Here is a 13,150-nt window from a genome sequence, read left to right as displayed (position 1 = left end):
ACGTCGTCGCCTCGACCGCCAGCGGTCGGGTTGCTCGATCTATCTTGCCACCGATTGGGCCCGGTGGCTCGCCTTAATTTTCCCCGGGGAGCGCGATGGCCCCCGGGCGCCGGCGCCGGACGCGGCCCCTGGGGGCCTCATCCGGCGTTCGCGATGACTACCAGCGGTAGTGCGCGAAGGCTCGGTTGGCCTCGGCCATCTTGTGGGTGTCCTCGCGGCGCTTGACGGACGCGCCGAGGCCGTTGGAGGCGTCGAGGATCTCGTTGGCGAGACGCTCCATCATGGTGTTCTCGCGACGCTGGCGCGAGAACATGAGCAGCCAACGCAGGGCCAGGGTGTTGCCGCGGCCCGGACGGACCTCGACGGGGACCTGGTAGGTCGCGCCGCCGACTCGGCGGGAGCGGACCTCGAGGGCCGGCTTGACGTTCTCGATGGCGCGCTTGAGCGTCAGCACCGGGTCGGTGCCGGTCTTCTCGCGGCAGACCTCGAGGGCGCCGTAGACGATGCGCTCGGCGGTCGACTTCTTGCCGTCCTGCAGCACCTTGTTGATGAGCTGGGTGACCAGCGGCGAGCCGTACACCGGGTCGTTGACGACGGGACGCTTGGGGGCGGGACCCTTACGAGGCATGTTTTACTTCTCCTTCTTCGCGCCGTAGCGGGAACGGGCCTGCTTGCGGTCCTTGACGCCCTGGGTGTCGAGGGAGCCGCGGACGATCTTGTAGCGGACGCCCGGGAGGTCCTTCACTCGGCCACCGCGGACGAGCACCATGGAGTGCTCCTGCAGGTTGTGGCCCTCGCCCGGAATGTAGGCGGAGACCTCGATGCCGGAGGTCAGGCGGACACGCGCGACCTTTCGGAGAGCCGAGTTCGGCTTCTTCGGGGTGGTGGTGTACACGCGGGTGCACACGCCACGGCGCTGCGGCGAGCCCTTCAGGGCGGCCGTCGACGTGGCCGACTTCTTGTCGTGGCGGCCCTTGCGGACCAGCTGCTGGATAGTGGGCATGAAGCCTCTTTCTTTTTCGTGCCGATCACGCTGCGGCGTCCGTCTGGCCGGGCGGTGGATCGGTTTTTAAACGTGCGAAACCCAGTCAGCCGCTCTCGCTGGCCTACCGGGTGATGTCGTCGAACTCCCAAACAACTCTTGGGACTGTTCATTGACAGTAGTGCAACCTGCGACGATCACCAAAAGTCGCAGGTCGGAAATCGGAAGAGGGGCCGTCGCAAAGCTCGTTTTGCTTTGCGACGGCCCCGCACGACCCGTGGGGCCGGTCCGGAGACGTGGCCGGCTCCGCCTGAAGGGGCGGGGGCCGTGCCGGGTCGTGTTACGGCTTGGCGAGTGCGTCGGACTCGCGGACGAGCTGGTTGTGCTCGTCGATGTCGTCCTCGTGGTTGGAGCGGATCCGGGTGACCGCGATGCACGAGGTCAGGGAGATCGCGGCGAGGAAGAGGCCGACCGCGAGGCCGCCGTAGGCGTCGGCGAGCGGGGCGGCGATCAGCGGCGGGATGGCGCCGCCGAGGATGGCCGCGATGTTGTAGGCCAGGCCGGCGCCGGTGTAGCGCAGGTCGACGCGGAACATCTCGGGAAGCATCGCACCGGCCGGGCCGTAGGAGATGCCGAAGATGACCATGGTCACGGTCAGGCCGAGGGCGAAGTGCCAGATGGTGCCGAAGTCGAGGACCCAGAACAGCGCGGGGGTCCACAGCACCGCCAGGACGGTCGAGGTCAGGATGACCTTCGTGCGGCCGATGCGGTCGGAGATGGCGGCGGAGGCTGCGATCGCGGAACCGAAGATGATCGCGGCGCCCATGCCGACGGCGAGGATCTGGATGCGCTCGAGGCCGAGCTTCGCGGTGCCGTAGGACGTCAGGTACGAGGTGCCCATGTAGAACAGCGAGAACAGGGAGGCCAGCGCGATGCCGCCGGTCATGGCCTCGCGCCACTGGTAGCGGATGGTGTCCATGAAGGGAAGGGTGCGGCGGACGCCGTTGGCCTTGTCTTCGGCGCGGCGCTCCTGCTCCTTCTGGAAGGAGGGGGTCTCCTGGATGGCGAGGCGGACGTACAGGCCGACGAAGACCATCAGGATCGACAGCAGGAAGGGAATGCGCCAGGCCCACTCGAGGAAGGCGTTGGAGGTCTCGCCGATGGCGAGGAAGACGACCACGAAGGTGCCGGAAGAAAGGAAGAAGGCGATGGCGGCGCCGAGCTGCGGGAACATGGCGTATGCGCCGCGCTTGCCCGGCGGCGCGTATTCCGCCGTGAGCAATGTCGCACCGGCCCATTCACCGCCGACGGCCATGCCCTGCAGGAATCGCATGACGACCAGGAGCACCGGGCCCCAGACGCCGATGCCGGATTCGAAGAAGCCGAATACGCCGGTCTCATAGCCCGGCAGCAGGCCGATGAAGAGGGTCGCGATGCCCATCATCAGCAGCGTCCACACCAGCGTGCGCTTGCGACCGAGGATGTCGCCGAAGTGGCCGAAGACCACGGAGCCCAGGGGGCGGGCGAGGAAGGCGACGCCGAAGGTGGCGAAGGACGCCACGGTCGACAGCATCGGGGTCATGTTCGGGAAGAACACCGTCGGGAACACCAGCGCGGCGGCAGTGCCGTAGATGAAGAAGTCGTAGAACTCGATCGTCGTGCCGACGAGGCTGGCCGTGGCCACCCGCCGCAGCGAGGGGCCCTTCTTGAGGTCGTCCGGCGAACCGGGGCCCGCGGGCCCGGTGCCGATGGTGGACGAGTCGTCCACCGTCAGGGAGTTGGTCATTGGCGTCTCCTGCCTTGGGGACGGCCCCTGGGGACCATCCGTTCAACAATGTGACGCAGAACATATCCAGGCGTGACGGGCGTCTCACATACCCGAAAGAGGGTGTTATGAAGATAGTTGTTAATCGCGAGTAGCGGTTTCGTTCACGATTGAGAAGTATCGCCGGGCTGGAATCGTTTTCCACCTGCGGCGATGGATTGGCCAACGGCGTTCGCAATCTTCGCCAGCGGCAGCGGAAATTGTGCGGAAAACTTTGCCGATCGGGGGTTCATCCGCGTTCACGCGCCCGTTTCAGGCACCCTCACTCCCCCTCCCCGCACGCCCCCGGATCAGGGAATGAGGCCGAGCACGCGGGCGCGGCTGACGGCCGCGTGCCGCCCCTTGGCGCCGAGCTTGGCGCTGGCGTTGCGCAGATACGCCTTCACGGTTTCCACGCTCAACGACAGGCGCGCGGCGGCCTCCGCGTTGGTGCAGCCCAGCGCGACCTGGGCCAGTACGTCCAGCTCCCGCGCGGTGAGCGCCGGGACCTCCGTGGACGGCTCCACGGCAGCGTTTCGCTCGGCCCCGGGCGCCGTCGCATCCCCGACCCCGGGGAACAGCATCGCCGCCAAGCCACCGGAGGCGGCCAGCAACTTGTCGCGCGCGTCGGGGTCGGCGGTCGTCGCGGCGATCGCCCGCAAGTCGGCGTGCAGCTCGCGCAGGCGCTCCAGATCGGACGACCCCGGCCCCTCCCCCGCCTCGCGAATTTCGGCCGTGCTGCGGTGGGCCATGCCGATCCGGCGGTCGACCTCGTCTCGGATGCGCAATTCCGTGGCGGCCTTGCCGGCGAGCTTCATGGCCACGCCCCGAATCCTGTCGCCGAACTCGAACTGCTCGCGGTGGGCCCCGTAGAGCACCATGCGCGTTTCGCCGATCGTGGAGAGGATGGGCACGGCCATCACCGGCCCGAGGCCCTCGTTGTGCACCTGCAGGCGGTAGCTGTCGGTGATGGTGCGCGCGGCCTCGTAATCGGCGACCGCGGCCGGCCTGCGGTCCCGCAGCACGCGACCCCCGAGCCCCTCCCCCGGCACGACGGTGATCCCCCGGACGCCGTCCGGGCGCAGCCCGATTCCCTCCCCGATGGTCACGCCGGCTTGCCCGCCCATGCCCAGGAACACCACCGGGAGGTCGGCGTCCCTGCGCAACTCCCGCACAAGCTGCTTCGCCAGGTCGCGGTCTCGCGGCCGGTTGTGCGGCATGGGTCCCTTTCATCGTCGCGGCCCCGGTTTCCGGGGCCGTGGATGACGCGCATCGCCGAAACGGGGCGCATCGAGGTCGTTTGCGGGGCGTGTTCCCCGTTCGGGACATCGTAGCGGGCATTGTTCTCCCAGCGAACATTCATCCCCGACGGGTTAACCCGATCAACGGCATTCAAACGTTTTTCCTTGGGGTACGATCGCCCCGACAACTGAATATTCCCACGGGAGCGCCCACCGAACCGGCGCTGAGAGGGCATCGGGAATCCGGATGCCGACCGTTCGAACCTGTCCGGGTAATGCCGGCGTAGGAAAGGACCCGCGATGGCGAAGCACGCCTCCAACCCCATGGACGAGGCCCGGGACCAGGTGACCACCGGCCCGATTTACCGCTCCGAGAAGCTTTACGACGACGTCGTGTTCGACGGTTCGCCGTTCGATTCGGAGGACGCCGTCCTCCGCATCCCGGTGCGCCGCATCAACCTCACCGATGGCACTCATTTCGACGCCTACGACACGTCCGGCCCGTACACGGAAACGGACGCCCATCGCGATCTGCACGGCGGCCTGCCGAAGATCCGCGAATCCTGGCCGACGCCGGCTCCCGCGCCGGCGTCGTCGGAAAGCCCCGAACTGGCCGCGTCGACGCAGCTCGCCTGGGCGCGCGCAGGCATCACGACCCCGGAGATGGCGTTCATCGCCGCACGCGAGGGCGTCGACGCGGAGCTGGTGCGCACGGAAGTCGCCGCCGGCCGCGCGGTGATCTGCGCGAACAAGAACCATCCGGAGCTGGAGCCGATGATCATCGGCAAGAAATTCGCGGTGAAGGTCAACGCGAACATCGGCAATTCGGTGGTCACCTCGTCGATCGCCGAGGAGGTGGAGAAGATGGTGTGGGCCACCCGCTGGGGCGCCGACACGATCATGGACCTGTCCACGGGCGCCGACATCCACGAGACCCGCGAGTGGATCCTGCGCAACTCCCCCGTCCCGGTGGGCACCGTGCCCATCTACCAGGCGCTGGAGAAGGTCAACGGCGACCCTGCGGCGCTGACGTGGGAGATCTACCGCGATACCGTCATCGAGCAGGCGGAGCAGGGCGTCGACTACATGACCGTCCACGCCGGTGTGCTGCTGCGTTACGTGCCCTTGGCCGCCAACCGCGTCACGGGCATCGTTTCGCGCGGCGGGTCGATCATGGCGGCGTGGTGCCTGGCCCACCACCGCGAGTCCTTCTTGTACGAGAACTTCGCGGAGTTGTGCGACATCTTCGCCCGGTACGACATCACCTTTTCGCTCGGCGACGGTCTGCGCCCCGGCTCCATCGCCGACGCCAACGACGAGGCGCAGTTCGCGGAGCTGCGGACGCTGGGCGAGTTGACGAAGATCGCGAAGTCCCGGGGCGTGCAGGTGATGATCGAAGGGCCGGGACACGTGCCCATGCACAAGATCGCGGAGAACGTCCGGCTCGAGGAGGAGTGGTGCGAGGAGGCGCCGTTCTACACCCTCGGCCCGCTGGCCACCGACATCGCGCCGGGCTACGACCACATCACCTCGGCGATCGGCGCGGCGATGATCGCGCAGGCCGGCACGGCGATGCTCTGCTACGTCACCCCGAAGGAGCACCTGGGGCTGCCCAACCGCGACGACGTGAAGGTCGGCGTGATCACCTACAAGATCGCGGCGCACTCCGCGGACCTGGCCAAGGGGCTGCCCCGCGCCCAGGAGCGCGACGACGCCCTGTCCAAGGCCCGCTTCGAATTCCGCTGGCACGACCAGTTCGCGCTGGCCCTCGACCCGGATACGGCCCTGGACTACCACGACGAGACGTTGCCGGCCGAGCCGGCGAAGACCGCGCACTTCTGCTCTATGTGCGGGCCGAAGTTCTGCTCCATGCGCATCTCGCAGGACGTCCGCGAGTACGCGAAGGAACACGGGCTCGAGACCGTCGAGGCGATCGAGGCCGGCATGGCCGAGAAGTCCGAGGAGTTCGAGGCGGCCGGTGGCCGCGTCTACCTTCCGCTGTCCGCGGAGTAATCGGAGTCGTCGCGCCGGGGCCCATGAGGCGAGCATCACCCCGGCGACCGGACTTTGTTCACCTTCCGTTCACCTTTACTCTTTGATCGGGACACCTGCGCGGTACAGACTCCGTGACGAGAATGCCCTCGCCCCACCCGGACGTCGGCATGTGACCACCCTGCTCGACGGGAAACACCCCGCCACATCAGGAATCGAGAGAGCCGATGACGACTTCCCGCCACCCCGGCGACGACGCCCGCGCCCCGGAGAACGACGCCGCGCCGGCGACCACCGCCACCCTCGACCACCCCGGCGGCATGGATGCCGAGGTGTCCGCCAGCGACGTCCCCCACGGCATCCGCCGCCTTCCCAACTGGGTGCTGACCCTGCTGGCGATCGGCACCCTCTACATGCTGATCGTCGCCATCGGCGTCATCGGCGACGGCTTCAAGGGCCTGGGCAAGGACGCGGCCGAGGGCCTTTTCGATTTCGCCACCAACCCGTTCATCGCGCTGTTCGTCGGCGTGCTGGCCACCGCGATCATCCAGTCGTCGTCGACGACGACGACGCTGGTGGTCACCGCGGTGGGTGCGGGGGCGTTGCCCATCGAGGTCGCGGTGCCCATGATCATGGGCGCCAACATCGGCACGTCGGTGACCAACACGCTGGCCTCCTTCGGCCACGCGGGCCACAAGGACGAATTCCGCCGCGCCTTCGCGGCCTCGACGGTGCACGACTTCTTCAATCTCTTCGCCGTCATCATCCTCCTGCCGATCGAGATCTTCTTCCATCCGATCCAGCGCAGCGCCGAGTGGTTGGCCGGTGCATTGTTCGGCACGGTGCTGCCGGATCCGGGCCAGGCCGACCTCGTCGGCACCCTCACGGACCCCGTCGTGGATCTGCTCGGCATGGACGGGTTGACCGGCCTGTTGCCAGGCTCCGATGTCGTCGCGGGCACCCTGACCATCCTTCTCGGCGTCGCCATGATCTTCTTCGCCGTCTCCTGGCTCGGCAAGATCCTGCAGCTGATCATGGTGGGCAAGGCGAAGGCGATCCTGGAGAAGTCCGTCGGCGGCCACCCGCTTACCGCCATGGGCGCGGGCATGCTGGTCACCATCGCCGTGCAGTCCTCTTCTGTGACCACGTCGGTGATGGTCCCCTTCGCCGGTTCCGGCGCGCTGACCACCCGCCAGATCTACCCCCTGACCCTGGGCGCCAACGTGGGCACCACCGTCACCGCGCTGATCGCCGCAATGGCGGTGACCGGCGACGGCGCGAAGCTGGCGCTGACCATCGCGCTGGTGCACACCCTGTTCAACGTGTTCGGCATCCTCATCATCTACGGGCTGCCGTTCCTGCGGTCCCTGCCGCTGCTGGGCGCGGAAACACTGGCGCACGTTGCGGCGGAGCGCAAGATCTACGCCGTGGCGTGGGTGCTGACGGTCTTCATCATCGTTCCGGCCCTGGCCATCCTCATCAAGGTCCTGTTCACCTAGTCCCGCCGACCACGCACCAGGAGCATTGCCATGACGAACTCCCCCATACGGGACGAGGAACCCCGCGACATCGATTCCGCGTCGGTCGACGAGCTGGAGAAGATGCTCGCCAACGCCGAGCGCAACATCCACGCCATCCGCGCAGAGCTCGCCGAGCGGCGTTCGGAGAAGCGCCACGAGCAGATCGAGGCGCTCCCCGACGACATCTCGACGTTCGAGGGAAGCTGGCGCAGCATCATCAAGATCCTCCGCGACGTCATCCGCGAGGAAAGGGAAGCCCGGGGCGCGGCCAAGGACGGCGAATAGGGATTGCCCGCGGACGCCTTGTCCGCCGCCACGGACGACGAACGCCCATCCGCCGCACGCAGATGGGCGTTCATTATTCGTTAACCTTGCGTTTACCCTCCGGGCCCGGTACGTTCGTCGGCTAACCTGGTTATCCGGGTGTGATTCACGTCGCATGCAATGAGCGCATGCCCGAAGCGATCAGTGAGGTGACCGCCATGTTCGACTGTTCCCGGAACGTCCCCGGCCCCGACGGCGTCTCGCCGTCGCTCACCGACGATCAGCGCCACGCGCTCTTCGTCGCACAGCTCCAGGTCCTGCCCGACGATTGGTCGCGGGCGAAGGCATCCTGGACCACCTGGCGGGACTTCGGCCGCGCGCTGCGCGCCGAGCTCTCCGCCCCTCCCATGGCGGCCTGATAACGCATAGAGTCGGGGCCATGAGCGCCCCCGACGGCCGGGCCACCGGCGACGACCCCCAGCCGCGCCCCCTGCGGGCGACGGACGACGAACGCCGCCGCGTGGCCGACGAATTGTCGGAGGCCCTCGGCCGCGGCCAAATCGACCTGTCCGAGTTCGACGAAAGAACGAACCGGGCCTGGGCGGCGCGCACGCGCGACGAGCTCGCCGACCCACTCGCCGATCTCGTAGACGACCCCTGGGCGATCATCATGGATCGGCCGCACCCGAACGCGGGAGGCGCGGTGGGCGGCATCGAGCCGTTTCGGCCCGCATCGCCCGCGGCGCATCGGCCTCCCGGAGAGGTGGCGGGGCCGTCGTCACGCGACCTGTCGGCGGTGGCGAAGGCGCACGTCACCGGCGAAACCGGTGGATCGACCTTCAGCGTCGCCGTCATGTTCGGCGCCGACCAGGGCGGCGACTGGATCTGCCCGCCCACCCACTACTCCATCGCCGTCATGGGCGGCGTCGGCGTCGACCTGCGGCGCGCTCGATTCGAAACGCACGAAACCGAGATCGTCGCCGTGGCAATCATGGGCGGCATCGAGATCATCGTTCCCGAGGACATTCGCCTGACCGTCCAAGGCACCGGCCTGATGGGCGGATTCGGCACGTCGAAGTCCCGCGACGTGGTCATCGCCGGCCACGATCTCCCGCCCGACGCCCCGCGCGTCCGGGTCACCGGCATCGCGCTGATGGGCGGCGTCGACGTCCGCCGCGTGCCCCGGTCCGACCGGCGCGAGCTGGAGTAGCCGGCCGCCGTTTTTCGCGCGGCCGGCCTTCCACGCGGCCGGACCATGGAAACGACGAAACCCCTCCCCCGGCCATTGGCCGGGGAGAGGGGGTCGTCGTAAAGCGGCCGTTTACTGGTCGTACGGGATGTCGTCCAGCGGAACGGCGCGGCCGGTCGGCTCGCCGTAGGTGTCCTCCGGGCCGTAGAAGCCCTCGCCCAGCGAGGCGAACGGGGCGGCGGCCTGGCGGGCGGCCTCCTCGGTCGGCTCCACCGCGATGTTGCGGTAACGGGAGATGCCCGTGCCGGCCGGGATCAGCTTGCCGATGATCACGTTCTCCTTCAGGCCGATCAGCTTGTCGGAGCGCTTGTTGATCGCGGCGTCCGTCAGCACTCGGGTCGTCTCCTGGAAGGAGGCGGCCGACAGCCACGAATCCGTGGCCAGCGAGGCCTTGGTGATGCCCATGATCTCCAGTCGCATCTGGATGGCCTTGCCACCCTCGGCGACCGCCTGGCGCGACGCGGCCACGGCCTCCGCGTGCTCCACCAGCGAACCCGGCAGGAACTCGGTGGTGCCCGAGTCGATGACGGTGACGCGGCGCAGCATCTGGCGGACGATGACCTCGATGTGCTTGTCGTGGATGGCCACGCCCTGATCACGGTAGACCGACTGGACTTCCTCGATCAGGTGGCGCTGCACGCCGCGGCGGCCGCGGATGCGGAGCACCTCGTGCGGGTCGGCGGCGCCCTTCATCAGCTGCATGCCCATCTCCACGGTGTCGCCGTCGCGGATGGTGCGGCGGCGGCCGTCGACGGTGATCTCCGCGAGGCCCTGGCGCTTCGACAGCTTGTCGAAGACCTCCTCGTCGGAACCGTCGTCCGGGACGATGGTCAGCGTGAAGAAGTGGTCGTCCTCCTCCAGGCGCACGCGGCCCGTGGCGGTGGCCAGCGGGGCGCGGTTCTTCGGCACGCGGGCCTCGAACAGCTCCTGGACTCGGGGCAGACCGCCGGTGATGTCGCCGCCGACGCCGCCCTGGTGGAAGGTACGCATGGTCAGCTGCGTGCCGGGCTCGCCGATGGACTGCGCGGCGACGATGCCCACGGCCTCGCCGATGTCGACCATCTTGCCGGTGGCCATGGAACGGCCGTAGCAGGTGGCGCAGACGCCGGTGGGCGTGTTGCAGGTCAGGACCGAGCGGACCTTCACCTTGTCGATGCCGCGGGAGAGCAGATCGGTGATCTCCTCGTCGCGCAGATCGGTGCCGACGGGCAGGATCTCGTTGCCGTCCGCGTCGACGACCGGGGCCGCCAGGTAGCGGGCGATCGCCGAGGTCTCGACGTACTGCGCGCGGCGCAGCTCGCCGGTCGGCTGGCCGTCGGCGCCGAGCACGTGCTCGCCGATCTCGACCTCGACGCCGGCGGTGGCGCCGCAGTCCTCCTCGCGGACGATGACGTCCTGCGCGACGTCCACCAGACGACGGGTCAGGTAACCCGAGTCGGCGGTGCGCAGGGCGGTGTCGGCCAGGCCCTTGCGGGAACCGTGCGAGTTGTTGAAGTACTCCAGCACCGACAGGCCCTCGCGGAACGAGGTCTTGATCGGGCGCGTGATGTACTCGCCGCGCGGGTTGGTGACCATGCCCTTCATGCCGGCCAGGGAGTGGATCTGGCCCATGTTGCCGGCGGCGCCGGACTTCACGATCATCGGGATCGGGTTGTCGTCGGGGTACAGGCCCTCGACCTTCTCGCCGACCTCCGCGGTCGCGGCCTTCCACAGGTTGACCAGCGAGTCGTGGCGCTCCAGCGGCGACAGCTTGCCGCGGCGGAACTTCTTCTCGATGGTGTCGGCCTTCTGCTCGTAGGAGTCCAGGATCTCCTTCTTGTTCGGCAGAACCAGCACGTCGGACATGGCGATGGTGACGCCGGAACGGGTCGCCCAGTAGAAACCGGCGTCCTTGAGCTTGTCGACGGTCTGCGCGACGGTGATCATCGGGTACTTCGACGCGAGGTCGTTGATGATCGCCGCCTGCGGCTTCTTGGCCATGACGCCCTCGACGTACGGGTAGTTCCACGGCAGCAGCTCGTTGAACGTGACCCGGCCCAGGGTGGTGTTGGCGGTCCAGATCTGGCCCTTCTCCCAACCATCGGGGAAGTGCTCGGCCTCGATGTCGGCCGGCGGGCGCAGGTGCGAGATGCGCACCTTGATCGGGGTCTGCAGGCCGATCGCGCCACGGTCGTACGCCATGATGGCCTCGGCCGGGGAGGCGTAGATGCCCTGCTCCGGACGGTCCTCGGTGGCGTCGGCGTGGGCGCCGGGCAGCTCCGGCTTCTCCAGCGTCAGGAAGTACAGGCCCGTGACCATGTCCAGTCGCGGCATGGCCAGCGGCTTGCCGGAGGCCGGCGACAGGATGTTGTTCGAGGACAGCATCAGGATGCGGGCCTCGGCCTGCGCCTCCGCGGACAGCGGGAGGTGCACGGCCATCTGGTCGCCGTCGAAGTCGGCGTTGAACGCCTCACACGCCAGCGGGTGCAGCTGGATGGCCTTGCCCTCGACGAGCACGGGCTCGAAGGCCTGGATGCCCAGGCGGTGCAGGGTGGGGGCACGGTTGAGCAGCACCGGGTGGCCGGTGATGACGTCCTCGAGGACGTCCCAGACCTCCGGGCGCTGGCGCTCGACCATGCGCTTGGCCGACTTGATGTTCTGCGCGTAGCTCTTGGCCACGAGCTCCTTCATGACGAAGGGCTTGAACAGCTCGAGGGCCATCAGCTTGGGCAGGCCGCACTGGTGCAGCTTGAGCTGCGGGCCGACGATGATGACCGAACGGCCCGAGTAGTCGACTCGCTTGCCCAGCAGGTTCTGGCGGAAACGGCCCTGCTTGCCCTTGAGCAGGTCGGACAGCGACTTCAGCGGGCGGTTGCCCGGTCCGGTGACCGGACGGCCGCGGCGGCCGTTGTCGAACAGCGCGTCGACGGACTCCTGCAGCATGCGCTTCTCGTTGTTCACGATGATCTCGGGCGCGCCGAGGTCGATCATGCGCTTGAGGCGGTTGTTGCGGTTGATGACGCGGCGGTACAGGTCGTTGAGGTCCGAGGTGGCGAAACGGCCACCGTCGAGCTGCACCATCGGGCGCAGCTCCGGCGGGATCACCGGGACGCAGTCGAGGACCATGGCGGCCGGGTCGTTGCCCGACTGCAGGAACGCGGCGACGACCTTCAGGCGCTTGAGGGCGCGCAGCTTCTTCTGGCCCTTGCCGTCGCGGATGGTCTCGCGGAGAGACTCGGCCTCGGCGGCGAGGTCGAAGTTGCGGATCAGCGTCTGGATCGCCTCGGCGCCCATGCCGCCGGTGAAGTAATCCTCGTAGCGGTCGACGAGCTCGGTGTAGATGCTCTCGTCGATGACCATCTGCTTCGGCTCGAGCTTCAGGAAGGTGTTCCAGATCTCGTCGAGACGATCCAGCTCACGCTGCGCGCGCTCGCGGATGTGCTTCATCTCGCGCTCGGCGGCGTTCTGCACCTTCTTGCGGGCGTCGGCCTTCGCGCCGGCGGCCTCGAGCTCGGCGAGGTCCTCTTCCAGGGTCTGGGCGCGCTCGGCCAGATCCTGGTCGCGGTCATCCTCGACCATCTTCTTGTCGACCAGCATGTCCGCCTCGAGGGTGGTCTGGTCGTTGTGGCGCGCTTCCTCGTCGACGGAGGTGATGATGTTCGCCGCGAAGTAGATGATCTTCTCGAGATCCTTCGGCGCCAGGTCCAGCAGGTAGCCCAAGCGCGACGGAACGCCCTTGAAGTACCAGATGTGCGTGACCGGCGCGGCCAGCTCGATGTGGCCCATGCGCTCGCGGCGCACCTTGGACTTGGTCACCTCGACGCCGCAGCGCTCGCAGATGATGCCCTTGAAGCGGACGCGCTTGTACTTGCCGCAGGCGCACTCCCAGTCGCGGGTGGGGCCGAAGATGCGCTCGCAGAAGAGTCCGTCCTTCTCCGGCTTGAGCGTGCGGTAGTTGATCGTCTCGGGCTTCTTGACCTCGCCCCGCGACCAGCGGCGGATGTCGTCGGCGGTGGCGAGCCCGATCCGGAGCTCGTCAAAGTTGTTGACGTCGAGCACCTGTTATCCCTTTCCCCCGGCATGTGTTCACGGGGTTTTCGTGCGTGCTTTGAATGTGCG

Annotated in this window: 10 protein-coding genes and 1 riboswitch; of the genes, 5 read left to right on the top strand and 5 right to left on the bottom strand. The window is 68.0% G+C overall.

Going from position 1 to position 13,150, the window contains the following annotated elements:
* Positions 1–157: 157 nt before the first annotated feature.
* From rpsG to CX1_RS08485, 4 genes are all read right to left on the bottom strand, one after another.
* Positions 158–628 (bottom strand): 30S ribosomal protein S7, encoded by a 471-nt coding sequence (rpsG, locus tag CX1_RS08500; RefSeq protein ID WP_035121345.1) that lies wholly within the window; start codon positions 626–628, stop codon positions 158–160.
* 3 nt (positions 629–631) lie between these two features.
* Positions 632–1,003, bottom strand: coding sequence for a 30S ribosomal protein S12 (gene rpsL / locus CX1_RS08495; RefSeq protein WP_035121347.1), 372 nt, complete (start codon positions 1,001–1,003; stop codon positions 632–634).
* Between the two features lie 319 nt (positions 1,004–1,322).
* Positions 1,323–2,768, bottom strand: coding sequence for an MFS transporter (locus tag CX1_RS08490; protein ID WP_082719243.1), 1,446 nt, complete (start codon positions 2,766–2,768; stop codon positions 1,323–1,325).
* 329 nt (positions 2,769–3,097) lie between these two features.
* A complete protein-coding gene (locus tag CX1_RS08485) occupies positions 3,098–4,006 on the bottom strand; it encodes a helix-turn-helix transcriptional regulator (RefSeq protein WP_046650866.1) in 909 nt (302 codons plus the stop codon).
* A 211-nt stretch (positions 4,007–4,217) separates the two neighbouring features.
* Positions 4,218–4,334, top strand: a riboswitch (TPP riboswitch).
* Between CX1_RS08485 and thiC the strand changes: the two genes are divergently transcribed.
* The 5 genes from thiC (at position 4,328) to CX1_RS08460 (ending at position 9,013) form a co-directional block, all read left to right on the top strand.
* Positions 4,328–6,040 carry a phosphomethylpyrimidine synthase ThiC gene (gene thiC, locus CX1_RS08480; RefSeq protein WP_046650867.1) on the top strand — a complete coding sequence of 571 codons (1,713 nt, stop codon included), beginning with the start codon at positions 4,328–4,330 and terminating at the stop codon, positions 6,038–6,040. It overlaps the preceding riboswitch by 7 nt.
* A 206-nt stretch (positions 6,041–6,246) precedes the next feature.
* Entirely contained in the window at positions 6,247–7,518 is a 1,272-nt protein-coding gene (locus CX1_RS08475) for a Na/Pi symporter (protein ID WP_211255255.1), read from the top strand.
* 30 nt (positions 7,519–7,548) lie between these two features.
* Entirely contained in the window at positions 7,549–7,824 is a 276-nt protein-coding gene (locus tag CX1_RS08470) for a hypothetical protein (protein ID WP_046650868.1), read from the top strand.
* A 197-nt stretch (positions 7,825–8,021) separates the two neighbouring features.
* On the top strand, positions 8,022–8,222 hold the full coding sequence (locus tag CX1_RS08465) for a hypothetical protein (protein ID WP_146780664.1): 201 nt from the start codon (positions 8,022–8,024) through the stop codon (positions 8,220–8,222).
* A 20-nt stretch (positions 8,223–8,242) separates the two neighbouring features.
* Positions 8,243–9,013 carry a DUF1707 SHOCT-like domain-containing protein gene (locus CX1_RS08460; RefSeq protein ID WP_060925524.1) on the top strand — a complete coding sequence of 257 codons (771 nt, stop codon included), beginning with the start codon at positions 8,243–8,245 and terminating at the stop codon, positions 9,011–9,013.
* Between the two features lie 111 nt (positions 9,014–9,124).
* On the opposite strand, the gene CX1_RS08455 is transcribed toward CX1_RS08460, so the two are convergent.
* Positions 9,125–13,090, bottom strand: a complete 3,966-nt coding sequence (locus CX1_RS08455; protein ID WP_046650870.1) for a DNA-directed RNA polymerase subunit beta' — start codon at positions 13,088–13,090, stop codon at positions 9,125–9,127.
* Between the last annotated feature and the right edge of the window lie 60 nt (positions 13,091–13,150).

It is taken from the genome of Corynebacterium xerosis NBRC 16721 = ATCC 373 (assembly GCF_001552415.1).
GTDB classification, from domain to species: domain Bacteria; phylum Actinomycetota; class Actinomycetes; order Mycobacteriales; family Mycobacteriaceae; genus Corynebacterium; species Corynebacterium xerosis.
This window is presented reverse-complemented; position numbering and strand designations above follow the sequence as displayed.

Coding starts and splice junctions, on each gene's coding strand:
- rpsG (WP_035121345.1), bottom strand. CDS start 628: ATGCCTCGTAAGGGTCCCGCCCCCAAGCGTCCCGTCGTCAACGACCCG.
- rpsL (WP_035121347.1), bottom strand. CDS start 1,003: ATGCCCACTATCCAGCAGCTGGTCCGCAAGGGCCGCCACGACAAGAAG.
- CX1_RS08490 (WP_082719243.1), bottom strand. CDS start 2,768: ATGACCAACTCCCTGACGGTGGACGACTCGTCCACCATCGGCACCGGG.
- CX1_RS08485 (WP_046650866.1), bottom strand. CDS start 4,006: ATGCCGCACAACCGGCCGCGAGACCGCGACCTGGCGAAGCAGCTTGTG.
- thiC (WP_046650867.1), top strand. CDS start 4,328: ATGGCGAAGCACGCCTCCAACCCCATGGACGAGGCCCGGGACCAGGTG.
- CX1_RS08475 (WP_211255255.1), top strand. CDS start 6,247: ATGACGACTTCCCGCCACCCCGGCGACGACGCCCGCGCCCCGGAGAAC.
- CX1_RS08470 (WP_046650868.1), top strand. CDS start 7,549: ATGACGAACTCCCCCATACGGGACGAGGAACCCCGCGACATCGATTCC.
- CX1_RS08465 (WP_146780664.1), top strand. CDS start 8,022: ATGTTCGACTGTTCCCGGAACGTCCCCGGCCCCGACGGCGTCTCGCCG.
- CX1_RS08460 (WP_060925524.1), top strand. CDS start 8,243: ATGAGCGCCCCCGACGGCCGGGCCACCGGCGACGACCCCCAGCCGCGC.